The sequence below is a fragment of the Methylacidimicrobium sp. AP8 genome, assembly GCF_903064525.1.
Classification (GTDB): domain Bacteria; phylum Verrucomicrobiota; class Verrucomicrobiia; order Methylacidiphilales; family Methylacidiphilaceae; genus Methylacidimicrobium.
The window spans coordinates 1,613,849-1,629,883 of sequence record NZ_LR797830.1 but is presented as its reverse complement, the minus strand read 5'-3'; the positions used below and the strand labels follow the sequence as shown (position 1 = coordinate 1,629,883).

Below are 16,035 nucleotides of genomic sequence, written 5' to 3'. Positions count from 1 at the left end.
CTGCCTATATGGCGGAGCAGGAGGCGATCGCCGCGGCCCGGGAAGAGCGGATAGGGCTGGTCGTCGGATTTTTGGGGATCGCTACGGGGCTCTTCGACTTCCTCCGCCGGGAGGGTCCTCATGACCCGGCGGAGATCGCAAGCCGGACGGGGCTCGATTCCGGCTACGTGAAAGAATTGTGCCGGGCCGGGTTCGCTTTCGGCTACCTGGAGGAGGAGGCGGGGCGCTTTTGTCTTGCGGCCGAGGCGGGACTCGCGGGGACGGGCAAGGGGAGCTCCTTTCTGCTAGCCGCGATCGAAGCGGTCTTCGCTCCTTCGGTCGCCCTGCGCCTGCTTCCGCTTTTTCGGACCGGCGTCCGGCCGGGGCCGGGAGCTTTGATCGATCCCGAGCTCCTCCCTTGGTTCGGGCGGTTCTTGGAGGAGCAGCATGCTTCGCTATTCGAGGAAGAGATCCTTCCCGCGACGGCGCTTTTCGCGGAGCTGGCCGAGGAGGAGGGGCTGGTTCTCGATCTGGGCTGCGGAAACGGCTGGCTCCTGCGCCGCTTGCTCCGGCACCTTCCGCGGTGGCGGGGGATCGGTATCGATCGTGAGGCGGCGCGGCTCGCCGAGGGGAGAGAAGCGGCGCGGGAGGAGGAGCTCGACGGGCGGATCGAGTGGATCGAGGCCGATCTTCTTTCTTGGAGCGGCCCGGAGAAGGCTCGGCTAGTGGTCGTCAGCCGGGTGGTCCACCATCTCTGGGAGGACCGCCGGAAGCTCTTCGCCCTCCTCGATCGGATCACGCGGTCCGACGGGGCGATCTTCGTTTGGGAGCCCTGTTGGCCGGAAGACCTGGTTTCCTTGCGCAAGCCCGCGCGGCGGAGCCTTGCTTTTCAGAATCTGCACGAGTACGCCCAGGGCGCGCGGCTCCTCTCTGCGGAGGAGCTGATCGGGGCCGTCGAGGAAGCGGGCTGGAGGGCGGAAGCCGACTTCTTTGCAGGAGGAGCGGAGCTGGTGGTCGCGGGCAGGAGAAAGTGAGCAAAATGGGAAGCTGGACGAAGGAGCTCTCGGAGATTCACGCCAAGCACGTCTTGACCCCTTGGGCGATCCAGAAGCGGGTCTCCGGTCCGATGATCGTCCGCGGCGAAGGGAGCTTCCTGTACGACTCCGAGGGGAACCGCTACCTCGACTTAAGCGCGGGCCTGGTAGCCGTCAATCTCGGCCATGGGAAGGAGCAGGTGGTCCGGGCGATCCAGCAGCAGGCGGCCCGCCTCTGCTACGCCTCCCCGGCCTTCTTTCACGATCAGAGAGCGCTGCTGGCGCAGCAGTTGAGTCAGTGCGCGCCGTGGCCGGAAGGTGCGCGGACTTTCTTTACGACGGGCGGCGCCGAGGCGAACGAGGACGCAATCAAGATGGCGCGGATGATCACCGGCCGTCACAAGGTCCTTTCCGCCTATCGATCCTTCCACGGCTCGACCTCGGGGGCGGGCACGCTCACCGGGGAGTATCGGCGGTTCGCGGGCGAGCCGGGGATTCCGGGAGTGGTGCATTTCTGGGGGCCGTACCTCTACCGGAGTCCCTTCTTCTCGGCGAGCGAAGCCGAGGAGACCGAGCGGGCGCTCCGGCATCTGGACCTGGTGTTGCTCCACGAAGATCCGAGCCGGGTGGCCGCCGTCGTTCTGGAGCCGGTCGTCGGCTCCAACGGAGTCCTCGTCCCCCCGGAGGGATACCTCGCCGGAGTAAGCGAGCGGTGCCGGCGGTACGGCATTCTGCTCATTTTGGACGAGGTGATGACCGGGTTCGGCCGGCTGGGGGCGGCATTCGGAGCGAGCCGCTTCGGGGTCGTTCCCGACATGGTCACCTTCGCCAAAGGAGTCACCTCGGCCTACGTGCCCCTCGGCGGGGTCCTGGTGCGGGAAGGGCTTGCGGCGACCTTCGACGAGCAGCAGCTCTGGTGCGGCCATACCTATTCCGGTCACCCCTTGGCGATGGCGGCCGGGCTGGGGGCGCTGGCCGCCTACCGGGACGAAGGGCTTTTCGAGCGGGCGCGGACGATCGAGGGGTGGCTGCGCCGGGGGCTGCGGGAGCTCGAAAAGCAGAGTCCCTTGATCGGCGAGGTCCGCGGCATGGGAGCCTTCTTCGGCGTCGAGCTGGTCCGCGATAAAAACACCCGGGAGCCGCTTTCCCTATGGCATAAGCCGCCCTCGGCGGAAGTCCGCTGGCTCCAGCAGCAGCTGCTTTCGCGCGGGGTCTACCTCTTTTGCAAGCATAACGTGCTGCTCGTCGCCCCTCCGCTCACGATCACGGAGGAGGAGCTGCAGACCGGAATCGAGCAGCTCGGAGAGACGCTCCGCCGGCTGTGCCGGGAGCCGTCGTTCGATCTGCCGGAAAGCTGTTGATCCCGCCTGCTCCTCGACTGCCGCGGGCGGCGACGGCGGGTGGAGATCCGGAAGTCGGGCAGGCTTATCGAGGCGTCGTCGATGCCGGAGAGATCGTTATCGTTATGAAAAGAAAGGTGCGAGGATCGTAGATCCATTCGGATCCCGCGTATTTCCGCCATCCGGGCAAAAAGCCCGGGTCAGGCGATCTTCTCGAGCTGCTCGTTCCGGAGCCGGAAGCGGAGGGCGGCCTTTCCGAGCTGGATCGCGTCGAGCCGCAGGGCGGCCACACCTCCCTTATCCAAGGGAAAGTTCTCAGGCGAGGTCGCGCCGAGGAGGGCGGCCAGATGCTCCGAGAGGCTCGGCATGTGCCCGACCAGAATGATTTCGCAATCGGGCGGCAACGGCTTGAGCAGCGCCAGAAGCATGGAAGTGGGCGTGTCGTTTGCGAGCTCCGCCTTGATTTCCACGGCGGGGGGATGGGTGAAGGCTTCCGCGGCGATCTCCGCCGTCTGGCGCGCGCGCAGCAACGGGCTGGACCAGAGGAAATTCGGCCGCACCCCGAGCCGATGGAGCGCTTTCCCCGCAATGCGGGCTTCGTGACGGCCTTCCTTGGTCAGCGGGCGCTCGGCATCCGTCGGGGCTTCGCGGGCGGCCGTCGCGTGGCGGAGAAAGTAGAGCGTCACGGGCCGAAGATAATCCGGCGGATGCGGCGAGGAAAGCGGCGAAGCATCTTTTGTCGATTCTTGCTTGCCTTCGAGGAAGATCGAGCGGCACGCTGGGCGGAGAAGGCAAGCGGCCGAAGGGAGCAAGAACAATGTCCGATCCTATCTACAAGATCATCGAAGTCGTCGGAACCTCGGACGTGAACGTCCATGAAGCGGTGCGGAACGCCATCCACCGCGCGGCGAAGACGGTGCACAACCTGCAGTGGTTCGAGGTCAAGGAAATCCGGGGAGCGATCCATAACGGCGAACCGCGCTTTCAGGTCGCGGTCCGGATCGGCTTTCGTCTCGACGAATAGGCCGGGGAGGCGCGGCGGCGGCCGCCGAACACCGGTCAGTACGCCTTGTACGGTAGGAACTTACCGCTCATCTCGATGCGAACTCTATCCCCTTGGGGATCGGGCTCGCGGGCCACGTGCATGCGGAAGTCGACCGCGCTCATGATGCCGTCGCCGAACTCCTCGTGGATCAGCTCCTTGAGCGCCGCCCCGTAGACCGAGAGGATTTCGTAGAAGCGGTAGAGCAGCGGATCGGTGGGAACGGCGGACGGCAGCGATCCCTTGTACGGGGCGACCTGCAAAAGCGCTTCCGCTTCGTCGGGGAGATCCAGAAGGGTGGAGAGGGATCGAGCCTGCTCGCGCGTCAACGCCATCTGGCCGAGGCAGGCTGCGGCGACCCACTCCTTGCTCTTGCCGAGCGTGCGCGCGATCGCTTCCCATCGGAGGCCTTTCCGGGTCTTTGCGGCGAGAATCCGTTGGGTGAGATCCGATCGAGTCATGGTTGGCCGCTCTCGGACGGACTTGCGGAAGAGGCTGCGCTCGAGAGGACTCGAACCTCCACGGGTTTCCCCACAAGCACCTCAAGCTTGCGCGTCTGCCGGTTCCGCCACGAGCGCTTGCGTCCGACGTAACAGACACTTTACGTTCGCCCGGAAGTTCCGCGCAACCAAAAAGCCGTGGATGCCGGGGAATCCGCGGGCGGGGCGCGGCGGTCTCTTGTGACCGCCGGTACCCATAGGTAAAAGGACTTATGAAGAAAATGGGTCTTGTCTCCCCGGGTCGGCTGCGGAGGTTCGGGCAGGCCGCCGGCGTGCTGATGGCCGCTTTCTGGCTGCTCGCCGGCAATCGCGGAGCTGCCGCCGTCGCTTACGTGAGCTCGGAGCCGTTCGGGGTCGTGGCGATCGACTTGGAGAAGATGACGGTGACCCGGCGCTTCCCGCTGCCGAAGGCGGGTCCCCGCGGAATCGGTGTCACCCGGGACGGCCGCTTTGTCGTGACGGCGAACAAGGGGACCCAGGACGTGACGGTGATCGATCTTAAGAAGCGGCACGTCGTTCGTCGGATCCCGATTGGGCCCAAGCCCGAGTTCCTCAAGTTCAGCCTCGACGGCCGCCGGTTTTTCGTCGCCCATGAGCCGGCATCGGAGGGCGCGCCGTCCAAGCGGCAGCGGAGCGAGGCCGAACAGGAGAGGCAGGAAGAGGCCGGGGCGAAAACCGCGGCCCGGATCGTCGAGATCGACGTCGAGAGCTGGGAGATCGTGCGGACCTTCCCCGCGAGCGTGGATACCGAGGGGATCGAGCTGTCGGCCGACGGGAAGAGGATGCTGTGCGCCAACGAGTCGGAGGATTCCCTGCGGGTCTACGACCTGGAGAGCGGCAAGGAAGTCGAGCGGGTCGATCTCCGGCCGTACGGACATCGGCCGCGGGGGGTCAAGCGTTCTCCCGACGGCAACCAGTACCTGGTCTCGCTCGAGAGTTCGGGCAACGTGGTCGTGCTGGACAGGGACCTGCACTTCCTCGCTTCGGTGGCGACCGGGGCCGGGCCCTACGGGATTTCCTTTGATCCGCAGGGGGCGCACTTCCTCGTGGCCGCCTCGCGCGCCAAGAAGCTCCAGGTTTTCGATGCCAAGACCCGGAAGCTCGTCCGGGAGATGCCGGTCGGAGACCGCTGTTGGCATTTTACCTATACTCCCGACGGAGGGAAGATCCTGGCCGCCTGCGGCCGCTCCAACGAGCTGCTGGTTTTCGACGCGGAGAGCTACCGGCTTCGCAAGGTCCTCGGAGGGATCCCGTTGCCTTGGGGCGTCTTCACCTATCCCCGCGCTTACGGGAGTCTCGATCTGCCCTGAAAGGAGGAGAGGGGGAGAGGCGGAAGGCTAACGGCCATTTCTCACAAGCTTTCTCCTACGGCTTGCAAAACGGGCTCGTCTGCTTCGCTCCCGCTTGGTTTTTCATCTTCGCAGTATCTCTTCATACAGCTCCGGTGGAAAACCTGCGCCCGCCTCGGACCCAAGCCCATTTGCGGCGCCTCGGCTACGAAATTTGTGAGAAATGGCCGCTAACGATACCAAGCCTTCCACTCGACGTGGAGCGTCGTGAACCCTTGCGGGGCGTAAATCCGGCGGAAGTGCCACCAGATCGTGCTTCCTTGAACCCGGTAACCGGCGGGAAGCACCCGGACCACTTGATTGGCGAGAAACTCCGGAAAAGCCGGCGGGGCCGAGCCCCCCAGGCCGAAGGCGGGGGCTCGGCGGAAGGAAGCGTACATCTTTCCCAGATCGACGACGATCCAGTAATCCTCGATGGGCGGGCGCCAGCCGCTCCATTGGATCGAATCCTCGAAGAAGTCGATCTTTCGGGCGGGATCGCGCGGCAGCACTCTTTGGAGGGCGTCGGTGCGCAGCTCGATTTCCCGGCCGCCCGGGAAAGCCACCTGATCCCAATAGGCGTTGCCGATCTTCCGTGCCGGGATCGGCTTCCCGTCGATCGAATCCCGGTATTCGAGATAAGGCTGCCCGGGCAGCTCGTCGTGCCAGACGGAGTTGAGGAAGGTCGGGCCGAAGTTGCGGAACCGGGAAAGGAAGATCTCGCGCAGCAGCGGCTCCTGCCCCCCGTTCGGTCCCGAAGAAAGGTAGAGCGTGTAGTATTTCCGGGCGGAAACGAGCTGAACGAATTGGGCGAGGGAAGGGTCGATCGGTACGGAGAAGATCAGGACGCAGAGCAGGACGGCGCCGGCGGGGCGCAAAAAGATACCGGAGCGATTTCGGCGGGGCTGCGCGGGGGAAGCGGACGAGGCGGCCATGGAAAGATCCGGAGAGTCTGTTTCGCAAACGAACCGACCGCGCTGTTTCCTGCCGGCCGCCTCGGCCCGGGCGCCGCTACCAGTTCCGCAGCTTGGGATCCCCGCGATAGATCGAGCGCACGTAGGCGAGCACCTTCCAAATGTCGTCGTCGCTCAGGACGCTGCCGAAGGGAGGCATCGGCCCTACGACGTTCTCCCGTCCGATGCGCGTGTAGCCCTTCTTCTGGAGCTCGACGCTGCCGTACTTGATGAGCTCGAAAAGGGTCTTGTCGTCGCTGCCGTAGACCCACGTGTCGTTGATGACCGGCGGACACATCCCTCCTCCCCCCATTCCTCCGTGGCATCCGTTGCAGCTGCGGCTGAACCAGAGCTTTCTTCCCTCTGCGATGGCCTCCGGCTTGTCGGTATAGGGGTTTTTCATAGCGCCGCCCGCGCCCGCGGCGGGCTGCGTGGCCGCTGATGGCTGTTGCGCTCCCGCTGCGGTGAGCCAAAGTCCGGCCAACCCGGGTAGCAGATAGCGTGTCCAATACGTAGTGCGTTTTCCTCTCTTCATGATCTCCGGTGGTTGTCGCCTCCGATTCTCCCCGAGGCTACCGGGCGGGAGGCATGGTCGTCTTCGTCGGGCCGCTCGCTCTTTCCAAGAGGGAGGCGAGCGTTTGATAGCCCCTTTCCTGCGCGAGGGCAAGCGCAGTCTTCCCTTCACGGTTCCGCTGGTCCGGGCGGGCACCCGCGTGCAGGAGAAGTTCGACGATCGGCGGCCGGTTGCGGGAGACCGCCAGCATGAGCGCGGTGACTCCCGCAGGGTTGGCGGCGTTCGGATCGGCTCCGCGCGCAAGGAGCAAGCGGGTCACCGCTTCGGAGCCGGAAGCGGCTGCGAACATCAGCGGAGTATAGCCTCCCGGGCCGCTCTTCCCGTTTATCGGAGCCCCATGGTCGAGAAGGATGCGGACGAGCTCGGGGTCCGAACCGCTCGCCGCAAGAGCGAGGGGAGTCCATCCGTCCTTGGCCGTTACCGTGGCGCGCGCCCCGCGCTCCAGCAAGAGGCGGACCGTCTCGGGATTCCCTTTGGAGACCGCAAAGAGCAGCGGGGTCCACCCCTCGGGATCCGGCAGGTTGGGGTCGGCTCCCTTTTGCAGGAGGAGCCGGACCATCGGCCATTCCTCCATGCGGATCGCGTTCAAGAGGGGAGTAAAGCCGAGCGGATCCTTCCCGTCGACGGCCTTCGGATTCTTTGCAAGCAACCGTTCGGCCGCCGGGAGGTCGTCCGCAGTAACGCAGTCCTGCAGAGAATCGTGCTCGGTGGATGCGGCTTGGGGAGCGGGGGGCGGGGGCAGCGGCTTGTACCCGCCGGAATGCGCGGGAAGGTCGCCGTCCACGATGCATTCCGGGCAGTGGACGAGCGGAACGCCGTATTCAGTCAGGATCCGCCGGATATCGGCCTTGCGCGCCTCCATCGCTTGGTTGAGGGCGTCGCGCAGATCCTTGGCGCCCTTGGGAACGGCCAGCGCCATCGCGTATTCGAGCGGGACGGTGTCCTCCATGGTGTTCAACGGAGTGATGTCGAGGGGGGCCTTGGCCTTGGCAACGTAGTATCCGGCCATGGGCCCCCAGATCGCACAGGCGTCGAGAGTGCCCTGGATCACCTGCTCGACCTGCTCGGCGGGATGCTGCTCAGGGTGCACCCGCGAATCATAAAAGATGTAATGGACGACCGTGTTGTGCTGGATGCCGTGGTTGCGAAGGGCGTCGCGCGCGGCCGAGGCTTGGAAGACGCCGATTCGGAGGTTCTTAAGGACCGGGTCGTCGAGAGAATGGATATGGAGGTTGCGGTCCTTCCGGGTGACCAGAACGAAGGTCGACTTGTAATAGGGCTTGGTCGGCAGAGCCGGCTCGAAGTCGGGCGGCATGTCGAAAAGGACATCGCAGCGGCTCGCGTTGAGGGTCGCCCGGACGAGCCCGCGTTCGTAATAGGTGTACCAGAAGTATTCGAGCGGCTTGCCCAAGGTGCCGGCGAGCAGCTCGGCGATCTTGTTCTGAAAGCCCTCTCCGCGGCTGTTGGAGAGCGGCATGTTTCCCGGGTCCCCGCAAACGCGCAGCGGCGGCTCGGCCGACTGGCCGGAGAGGGCCGGCGGGAGGACCAGGAAGAGAATGAGGAAAAGGGCGGACCAAGCCCTTCGGTTCGGCCCGCCCTTTTCCGTGAGATGCATGGATCGGAGCGATCTACCAGCCTACTGGACGCAGAAGGTATAGAGCGTTCCGCCCATCGGGATGTTGTAGAACCCGTTCTCTGCCGCCATCCCCGAGACGCCGAGGGCGCCGTAGGGATCCGCCGGGTCGAGGCCCGCAGTGACGGGGAGTCCGATCCATCCGCCGATGCCGGAGAGGACCGAAATGTACTGCTTGCCGCCCACCTCGTAGGAGATCGGGTTGCCGATGATGCCGGAGCCGAGCTTCTGCTGCCAGAGGACCTTGCCGGTCTTCCGGTCAACCGCCTTGAACCAGCCGTCGAGGGTGCCGTAGAAGGCCAGCCCGCCGTCGGTGACCAAGGCTCCGCTCCAGGTCGGGAACCGCTCCGGGATATCCCAGCGAGCCTTGCCGGTGATCACGTCGAACGCCTTGAAGCGGCCCATGACGCCGGGCTTTTCGGGCTTCATCAGGACGTTGGCGAAGACGTAGACGCTACCCTGGTTGGTGTGCGCGCGCTCCATCGGCTCCAGCGTCATGCCCCAGTTGTTGGTAGGCGCATAGAAGACGTTGGGTTCCTTCGGATCGACCGCGACCGGCTGCTGGTCTTTTCCTCCCATCGCGGAGGGGTAGGCCTGCACGGCCTTGCCGACCTCGAACGGGGAGTGCTCCTTGACCTTGACCGGGCGTCCCGTCTTCATGTCGATCTTCTCGGCCCAGTTGACCGTCACGAACTTGTTGGCGCGGATGATCGTGCCGTCGGTTCGATTCAAGACGTAGCAGAAGCCGTTGCGGTCGAAGTGGACCAGGCAGGGCTTCTTGGAGCCGTCGACGGTGATGTCGACCAGGACGTCCTCGTTGATGCCGTCATAGTCCCACTGGTCGAACGGCGTCATCTGGTAGCCCCAAACGGCCTCGCCCGTGTCGGGCTTGCGGGCGAAGATGGTCATCGACCACTTGTTGTCCCACTTCCAGGGCTCGTTGGCCTCTTCATGGGTCTTGGCCTCGGTCCGGTAGCTCGGGCTCCAGAGACCGGGATTGCCGGTGTTGTAGTAGATCAGATCGAGCTTCGGGTCATAGCTGTACCAGCCCCAGGCGCAGCCCCCGCCCCGCTTCCACTCCTCGTCGGGGTAGGTCTTGACGCCGAGGTCCTGGCCCGCCTGCCCGTACTCCGGATGCTTGCTGTTGAAGTCGGGCCCGAGCAGCACGTCCGAGTCGGGACCGTTGCTGTAGGCCTGCCAGACCATCTTGCCCGAGTTGAGATCGAAGGCGGCGAAGCGGCCCCGCGCGCCGAACTCGTCCCCCCCGTAGCCGGTGACGACCTTGTCCTTGACGATGATGGGCGCGGGAGTGCTCGTCTCGCCCTTGTTCACGTCCGCAAACTTGGTCTTCCAAAGCTCTTTCCCCGTGTTGGCGTCCAAGCAGACGACGTATCCGTCGAGGGTGTTGAAGACGATCTTCCCGTCGGCGTAGGAAGCCCCGCGGTTGACCGTGTCGCAGCAGGCCGTCGAGACCGCCTTGTCATCCTGCCGCGGCGCGTACTTCCAAAGGACCTCGTAGGAATTCCCCTTGGAGATGTCGAGAGCCCACACGATGTTGGGATAAGGAGTCACCACGTACATGCGGTCGCCGATCACGAGCGGCTGTCCTTCATGGCCGCGCAGCACGCCGGTCGAGAACGACCAGGCCATGTGCAGGCCCTTGACGTTCTGCGTGTTGATCTGTTTGAGGGGCGAGTGGCGCGTGTTGGCGTAATCCTTGCCCGGAGCCGCCCAATTCTTGGGATTCTCCGTGAGCTTCAACACATCGTCGTTGGAATAGGCTGACGGGATCGACGCCGCGGACCCGACCGCCAGTGCCAGGAGCATCCCGGCAGAGAGACTTTTCTTACGTTTCAGGAACCTCATTTGGTAACCTCCTCCGTTTGGGTTGCGGGAGAGGTGCCGGGAGGGCACTTCTCCTCAAGCTGCAAGGGACGCGATAACTTCTTTGCGGTTGACGGTCAAGCGCAAAAATGGCGCCGAGGAGCAAAATAGATAGAGGAGGAGGGAATGCGTCGTGGCGCTCTCCGGACACGCCTCCGTCAGGAACGCTCTCCTACGGCGATGCCGTGCTTTTCCATCCGGTAGCGGAGGATGTCCCGGGTCATGCCTAATTGGCGGGCGGCTTGGGAGACGTTCTGCCGCGTGGCTTCCAGCGCCTGCTGGAGCAGCCGTTTTTCGATTTCGGAAAAGGGGAGCCCCTCCCGCAGGAGCCAACCGATCGCCTCCTCGCAGCTCCTCGGAGGCTCGCGGCGGGCGGGGGCGGGCGGCCCCGGCCAAGCGAAGTCGGCGGCGCCCAGGATTTCTCCCTTGGACCAGAGAACCGCCTGCTCGACCGCGTGCGAAAGCTCGCGGACGTTGCCGGGCCAGGGATATTTTTGCAGGGCCGCCACGGCATCCGGGGCGAGCGTGCGGTTCCCCTTTCCGTAGCGGCTGCCGTGGACGCGGAGGAAGTGATTTGCCAGAAGAGGGATGTCTTCGGTCCTCTCCCGCAAGGGAGGCAGCTCGAGATGGACGACGCGGAGTCGGTAGTAGAGGTCGGCGCGGAAGGCTCCTTCCCGGACCAAGCTTTCCAGGGATCGGTTGGTGGCGGCGAGGATCCAGGGATCGACCTTGCGATCGCGAACGCTTCCCAGGCGCCGCACCGTCTTGCGTTCGATCGCCGTCAGGAGCTTCCCTTGCAGGGCGAGGGGAAGGTCCCCGATTTCGTCGAGGAAGAGGGTGCCCTTGTCCGCCGCCTCCATCAGGCCGAGCTTGGCGAACGAAGCGCCGGTGAACGCTCCCCGCTCGTAGCCGAAGAGCTCGGCTTCGACCAAGCTCTCGGGCAGCGCCACGCAGTTGATCGACAGGAAGGCCTCGTTCCGGCGCGAGCTCCGGTGATGGAGGAGCCGGGCGACGACATCCTTTCCGGTTCCGGTCTCGCCGGAGAGCAAAACGGTAGGAAGCCCCCGGCCGCCGTCGAGCCGGCCCAGCTGGTCGATCTTTTCGCGCAGCGACCGGATCGCCGTCGACTCCCCGAGCAGGACCGGCTCGTCGAGGCTCCGGTAATAGGCGAGCTCTTGCCTGAGGCGGACGGTCTCCTCGACCCGGTCGACCAGCATGCGCAGCCGATCGAGGTCGAGGGGCTTTTGCAGATATTCGAAAGCGCCGAGCTTCATCACGGCGACCGCGTCCTCGACGGAGGCGTAGGCGGTGAAGACCACCGCCGGCAGGGCGGGGTGCATCGCCCGCGCTCGGCGGAGGAGCTCGGGTCCCGGAAGGCCCGGCAGGCGGGCATCGAGGAGGAGCAGGTCGGGAGCGGAGAGTTCGGCTTGCCGGAGCCCTTCGTTGCCGTCGAAGGCCAGGGCCACCTCATGGCCTTGGGCCGTGAGAAGCTCGCCGATCGACCGCGCGAGGTTCCGTTCGTCTTCGACCAGGAGGATGTTAAGCCCCATTGCCCCCTTCCGAGGCGGCGGGGAAGAGCAGGGTGATCCGCGTTCCCCGGCCGAGCCGGCTTTCGGCCCGCATCTCGCCTCCGTTTCCTCTAACGTAGCGTTCCGCGATGGCCAGACCCAAGCCGGAACCTTCGGGCCGTGTCGTGAAAAAGGGCTCGGTCACCCGAGGCAGGTTCTCCTCGGCAATCCCTTCCCCGTCGTCTTCGATTTCCAGGAAGACACGGCCGTCCGGCCGGACCCCCGAGCTCAGCCGGATCCGGCCGCCGTCTCCGACAGCCGCCAGGGAATTCTCCAAAACTTCGAGCAGGACCTGCTCCATTTGGGCCGGATCGAAACGGACGGGCGGGAGCCCGGGGTCGAGGGAGAGGTCGATGGCGACATCCTTTCCTTTGGCCAGAGACGGCACGACGGTTTGGGCGAGCGCATTGAGGCTGCCGATCATCGGCCTGGGCGAGAGCGGCTTGGCGAAGTTCAACAGCTGGCGGATTCTCCGATCGAGCCGGTCGGTTTCGCGGATGATCTCCGCGAGGGTATCCGCGGTCGCGGCGGAGGGGGCGGGCTTCAGAAGAGCGACTTGCGCCAGCGCCCGGATACTCGCCAGCGGGTTGCGGATTCCGTGCGCGACGGCGGCGGCCGTCGCCCCGATGGAGGCCATCCGCTCGGTTTGGACGATCTTCTCCTGCGAGGTCTTAAGCTCGCCGGCCATCTGGCGGAAGGCGGAGGCGAGCTCGCGGAGATCCCCCGAGGCGGAAATCTCCGGAATGGCCTCGAGCTCGCCGCGGCCGATCCGCTGGGCGGATTCGACCAGACTGCGCAAGGGGCGCCCGATTCCTTGTGCGAGCCAGAGCGAGACGAGCCCCGCCAGGCCGAGACCGGCAAGGAAGCAGAGGGGAACCAGCAGCGCGGCGGTCTCCTTGAGCAGGCGGGCCTTCTCCCGCGCCCGCTCGATCGCCCCTTGGTGGAAAAGCCGCTCCAGAGTTTGGACCGATTGGCGCAACGGACCGTCGAGAAAGGCTTCCAGCGCGTCGACACCGGCGAACGAACCTTCGCCGCCGGGAGGAGGGGGCCGGTCGAGAAGCTCCCGGCCCCGCCTTTCGAGCAGGAGCGCGTTTCGCTCGACGGCGTCGAGAGCTTCCCTTTCCTCCGCCCCGCGGGCGAGGGGGCGGCAGCGGCCGAGGAGCCCGCGCATCTCTCCGGCGAAAGAGAGGAACTGGGCGCGGGCCTTGGGATCCTTGCCCCCGAGAGCATCGGCCACCTCGGCGACCTCACGCTGCGCGAAGAGCTCCAGATCGCTTAGCCGCGAAAGCTGGGCTAACTCCTCGCCCACCTGCTCGACCCGCTTCTGGCCGCGCAGGGCAATCCAGGCCGCCTCGACCGAGAGCGCGCCCACCAGGAGGAAGAAGGCGGCCGAGACGAGGCGGATCCGTGTCGCGATCTTCATAGCGGCCGGTTTTGCCGCAGAGCGGCGCTTCCTTCCTCGGGCCGGCGCCGGAGGAGATCGGCGGAGCGATCAAAACTGGAGGCGGACGCCGCCCCAGACGCCGAAGGGAGATCCCGGCGTGAGGAAGGGAATGATGGTTCCGCCGTTGGGGGCTCCCGTGAAGACGTTTTGGCTGATGAGGCCCGCACTCGCATAGTGCTCGTCGTAGACGTTGGTCGCATAGGCGAAAATCTGGCAGTGCTTATTGAGCGTATAATAGGTTTGCACGTTGAGCACGGCGAAGCCGGTGAGCATCGGGTAGATGTTCGACCAGTCTCCGTAGAGGACCCGGCTCGAATAGTACTGGAAGTCCATCGAGACCTGCCATTGCGGCAGGATCTGGTAGGTGATCCCCGCCTTGACCATCTGCTCGGGCAGGTTCGGCTGCCGGTTCCCGGGTTGGACAGGCACAGCGGAGCTTACGGCATTCTGGAGGACCAGCGGGCTTTGGAAGGTCGCCTCGAGGAAGGACCAGTTCGCGAACCAGGTGAGCTTCTTGTAGCTCCCCTGGATGGTGATTTCAACCCCCTGATTTTGCTCTTCGCCGATGTTCTGGAAAAAGCCGGCGGCCGAATGGCCGGTCTGCTCGAACATGATGTTGTTGGAGATGCCGGTCCGATAAAAGGACAACGCCCAGTCGACGTTCCCCGGAGCAAGCGAGCCGCGGAAGCCGCTCTCGAAGGTCTGCGCCAGCACCGGGGAGAGGACCGGATCGCCCAGCTGGGCGACCGGCAGGATCACCGGGATGGCGGGGTTCGCCCCCGTGATCTCGCCCGGCATGGGCGGCCGGAAGCTCTCGCTGTAGTTGAAGAAGAAGGTGAGATCCTTGAGGTTCGGATCGGCGACTCCGAAGGCGGCCAGCGGCTGGAACGTAAAGCCCGCGGCCGGGGTGACCTGCTGGAAGCGTTCGGCCGCCGCCAGGGAGACCATCTCCCCGCTGGTTTCCACCCCCGTGCCGCCGATCACCATCTGCGCGTAGTTATCCCTCAAGGCGCCCGTCAGGTGGAACCAGGGCGTGGGCGAAAAGGTGTCGGTCAGGTAGAGGCCGACGTAGTCGGTGAAGGTCGGCACGGCGAACTGGTTCTCGAAGGGATACCCCGGAATCGTGATGTTGTTGTAGTTGGGGCCCATCGCGGCCGGGTAGAAGCCCGAGTCGAAAAAAGACTGCGCCCAATCGAAGCTGGCCCCCGCCACCGCGTAGTTTTCCATGCCGGCAAAGCTCTTCTCCCACTGGAGCTGGAGCCGGGCTCCCGCGCCGGTCTGGTCGATCGTTCCGAAATCCCACTCTCCCGCCGGAATGGGCATCCCTTCGGCATTCAACGCCTGCCCGTTCAGAGGATAGTTGAAGCCCAGGAACTGGTAGACGTCGTTGGCGATATTGCCGTTGTTGAAGGAGTAGTTGGACTCGCGGAAGTAGGCGTTGCCTCCCAGGGTGAGCTCGTCGGTGAGCTTTTGCGAGGCGAGCAGGTTGATCATCTGGAGATTGTCGTATTGGGGATTCGGCCCGGTGTAGATCATCGAGTTTCCGAAGGCTCCCCCGAGCATGTCCGCCGGCGTGGGCCCCAGGATGTTCAGCAGGTTGTCGGCGCCCAGGTATTCCAGGTGCACGTCGGTCTCCTCCATATGGTATCCGACCTTGGCGAAGAGCTGCTTGACGTAGCTCGAGCTCTGCTGGCGCCAGCCCTCCATGCTCATCCAGTTGCCGCTCAAGAACCAATCCCAGTGTCCCTTGTAGCCGCCGTGCTGGAACTCGAGGTCGTTGGTGCCCCAGTCCCCCGCATAGTCCTGAATCATCGAGCCCGGGTTGGTGCGGCCGCTCTTGGTCTGCAGGACAAGGGCCCCGCCTAGGGTATTCTGGCCGTAGATCGGGTTGGAGCCCGGCACCACCTCCATGCTTTGCACGGCAAGCTGCGGGATGTAATCCCAGAGCACGTTGTTGGTGAAGGGCTCGTTCATCCGGACACCGTCCAGGAAGACGGAGATCCCGACGGGGGTGCCGGGGACGGGGGAGGCGGCGAAGCCCCGGTAGTTGATGTTCGGAAGGAACGGATTCCCGTTTATGTTGACCTCGTTCACGCTCGCCATGTTCCGTTCCAGGAACTCGGGCAGGCTGAACTCCTCCTGTTGCAGCCAGGTCTTCCCCTGCTGGATCTGGTAATCGCCGGGCAGGTTTTGCAGAGGCTGGCCCATTCCCGGCAGCGGGGTGACGGCGACCACCTCTACTTCCGGCAGCTGCGATATCGCTTTTTCCAGGTCGGATCGGCCGGTCTCCGGATGCTTCGGCTGCTGGAGGGCGCTGCGGAGCTTGCGGTCGCCGGCGGTGTCTCCTGCGAGCGACGGCGCTTCGCCGGATGGGCCGGAGGAGTCGGCGGGCGGGTCGGCCGGCGGATCGGCGTGTCCTAGGGAGAGGAGAGCGAAGAAGAGGGCGACAAGAGCACCGAGCGGGAAGCGTGGCGACTTTGTCCGTAGCATGGCGAGGGTGAGGCGAGCAGGAAATAGGCCGAAAGAGGAGACGGTCTTGGGCAAACCGTCGCTTCCAGGTCCGGGAAGCGGGGCGCGGCGGGAACCGGACCGCAGGAGTACTCCCATCGCCGGGGCAGCCGACTCGGAACCGGGTGAAACTTCGCCCAAGGAAGGGGGAAGGGGCTCGATTTTCGCCCGGAAGCCGGCGGCTCGGAGGGCGGAAAGGGGTTGCGCGGGCCGGGTCGATCGCCCCACCGCGAACCATGGACAGACAA

The 16,035-nt window shown here is 65.1% G+C and carries 13 protein-coding genes and 1 tRNA gene; 4 read left to right on the top strand and 10 right to left on the bottom strand.

The window, feature by feature from the left end:
• Positions 1-8: 8 nt before the first annotated feature.
• Both MTHMO_RS07635 and MTHMO_RS07630 read left to right on the top strand, forming a co-directional pair.
• On the top strand, positions 9-1,013 hold the full coding sequence (locus MTHMO_RS07635) for a trans-aconitate 2-methyltransferase (RefSeq protein ID WP_202214242.1): 1,005 nt from the start codon (positions 9-11) through the stop codon (positions 1,011-1,013).
• A 5-nt stretch (positions 1,014-1,018) separates the two neighbouring features.
• Positions 1,019-2,374 carry an aminotransferase class III-fold pyridoxal phosphate-dependent enzyme gene (locus tag MTHMO_RS07630; protein WP_202214241.1) on the top strand — a complete coding sequence of 452 codons (1,356 nt, stop codon included), beginning with the start codon at positions 1,019-1,021 and terminating at the stop codon, positions 2,372-2,374.
• Positions 2,375-2,553: 179 nt separating this feature from the next.
• Here MTHMO_RS07630 and sixA read toward each other — a convergent pair whose 3' ends face one another.
• On the bottom strand, positions 2,554-3,039 hold the full coding sequence (gene sixA, locus MTHMO_RS07625) for a phosphohistidine phosphatase SixA (RefSeq protein WP_202214240.1): 486 nt from the start codon (positions 3,037-3,039) through the stop codon (positions 2,554-2,556).
• A 131-nt stretch (positions 3,040-3,170) separates the two neighbouring features.
• Here sixA and MTHMO_RS07620 point away from each other — a divergent pair, with 131 nt between their 5' ends.
• The gene (locus tag MTHMO_RS07620) at positions 3,171-3,377 is read left to right on the top strand and encodes a dodecin (protein WP_202214239.1); all 207 of its coding nucleotides are present in this window, start codon (positions 3,171-3,173) and stop codon (positions 3,375-3,377) included.
• A gap of 35 nt (positions 3,378-3,412) precedes the next feature.
• Here MTHMO_RS07620 and cynS read toward each other — a convergent pair whose 3' ends face one another.
• A complete protein-coding gene (cynS, locus tag MTHMO_RS07615; RefSeq protein WP_202214238.1) occupies positions 3,413-3,856 on the bottom strand; it encodes a cyanase in 444 nt (147 codons plus the stop codon).
• Positions 3,857-3,891: 35 nt separating this feature from the next.
• Positions 3,892-3,973: transfer RNA gene (locus MTHMO_RS07610), tRNA-Leu, on the bottom strand.
• 134 nt (positions 3,974-4,107) lie between these two features.
• On the opposite strand from MTHMO_RS07610, the gene MTHMO_RS07605 reads away from it, so the two are divergent.
• Positions 4,108-5,205, top strand: coding sequence for a beta-propeller fold lactonase family protein (locus MTHMO_RS07605; RefSeq protein ID WP_202214237.1), 1,098 nt, complete (start codon positions 4,108-4,110; stop codon positions 5,203-5,205).
• A gap of 209 nt (positions 5,206-5,414) precedes the next feature.
• Here MTHMO_RS07605 and MTHMO_RS07600 read toward each other — a convergent pair whose 3' ends face one another.
• The 7 genes from MTHMO_RS07600 to MTHMO_RS07570 form a co-directional block, all read right to left on the bottom strand.
• Entirely contained in the window at positions 5,415-6,101 is a 687-nt protein-coding gene (locus tag MTHMO_RS07600; protein ID WP_202214236.1) for a hypothetical protein, read from the bottom strand.
• Between the two features lie 133 nt (positions 6,102-6,234).
• Positions 6,235-6,711, bottom strand: coding sequence for a c-type cytochrome (locus MTHMO_RS07595; RefSeq protein WP_237394835.1), 477 nt, complete (start codon positions 6,709-6,711; stop codon positions 6,235-6,237).
• A 37-nt stretch (positions 6,712-6,748) separates the two neighbouring features.
• Complete coding sequence (locus MTHMO_RS07590; RefSeq protein ID WP_202214235.1) at positions 6,749-8,365, bottom strand: quinoprotein dehydrogenase-associated putative ABC transporter substrate-binding protein; 1,617 nt, start codon at positions 8,363-8,365, stop codon at positions 6,749-6,751.
• 21 nt (positions 8,366-8,386) lie between these two features.
• On the bottom strand, positions 8,387-10,249 hold the full coding sequence (locus MTHMO_RS07585; protein ID WP_202214234.1) for a methanol/ethanol family PQQ-dependent dehydrogenase: 1,863 nt from the start codon (positions 10,247-10,249) through the stop codon (positions 8,387-8,389).
• A gap of 176 nt (positions 10,250-10,425) precedes the next feature.
• On the bottom strand, positions 10,426-11,817 hold the full coding sequence (locus tag MTHMO_RS07580) for a sigma-54 dependent transcriptional regulator (RefSeq protein WP_202214233.1): 1,392 nt from the start codon (positions 11,815-11,817) through the stop codon (positions 10,426-10,428).
• Positions 11,807-13,258: an ATP-binding protein gene (locus MTHMO_RS07575; protein ID WP_202214232.1), complete on the bottom strand. Its 1,452-nt coding sequence runs from the start codon at positions 13,256-13,258 to the stop codon at positions 11,807-11,809. The genes MTHMO_RS07580 and MTHMO_RS07575 overlap by 11 nt, the downstream gene beginning before the upstream one ends.
• A gap of 69 nt (positions 13,259-13,327) precedes the next feature.
• On the bottom strand, positions 13,328-15,886 hold the full coding sequence (locus tag MTHMO_RS07570) for a TonB-dependent receptor (protein WP_237394834.1): 2,559 nt from the start codon (positions 15,884-15,886) through the stop codon (positions 13,328-13,330).
• Positions 15,887-16,035: the final 149 nt, after the last annotated feature.

Excerpts from the sequence above, each read along its gene's own strand:
- MTHMO_RS07635 (WP_202214242.1), top strand. The coding sequence starts at position 9 with ATGGCGGAGCAGGAGGCGATCGCCGCGGCCCGGGAAGAGCGGATAGGG.
- MTHMO_RS07630 (WP_202214241.1), top strand. The coding sequence starts at position 1,019 with ATGGGAAGCTGGACGAAGGAGCTCTCGGAGATTCACGCCAAGCACGTC.
- MTHMO_RS07620 (WP_202214239.1), top strand. The coding sequence starts at position 3,171 with ATGTCCGATCCTATCTACAAGATCATCGAAGTCGTCGGAACCTCGGAC.
- cynS (WP_202214238.1), bottom strand. The coding sequence starts at position 3,856 with ATGACTCGATCGGATCTCACCCAACGGATTCTCGCCGCAAAGACCCGG.
- MTHMO_RS07605 (WP_202214237.1), top strand. The coding sequence starts at position 4,108 with ATGAAGAAAATGGGTCTTGTCTCCCCGGGTCGGCTGCGGAGGTTCGGG.
- MTHMO_RS07595 (WP_237394835.1), bottom strand. The coding sequence starts at position 6,711 with ATGAAGAGAGGAAAACGCACTACGTATTGGACACGCTATCTGCTACCC.
- MTHMO_RS07590 (WP_202214235.1), bottom strand. The coding sequence starts at position 8,365 with ATGCATCTCACGGAAAAGGGCGGGCCGAACCGAAGGGCTTGGTCCGCC.
- MTHMO_RS07585 (WP_202214234.1), bottom strand. The coding sequence starts at position 10,249 with ATGAGGTTCCTGAAACGTAAGAAAAGTCTCTCTGCCGGGATGCTCCTG.
- MTHMO_RS07580 (WP_202214233.1), bottom strand. The coding sequence starts at position 11,817 with ATGGGGCTTAACATCCTCCTGGTCGAAGACGAACGGAACCTCGCGCGG.
- MTHMO_RS07575 (WP_202214232.1), bottom strand. The coding sequence starts at position 13,258 with ATGAAGATCGCGACACGGATCCGCCTCGTCTCGGCCGCCTTCTTCCTC.
- MTHMO_RS07570 (WP_237394834.1), bottom strand. The coding sequence starts at position 15,886 with ATGGGAGTACTCCTGCGGTCCGGTTCCCGCCGCGCCCCGCTTCCCGGA.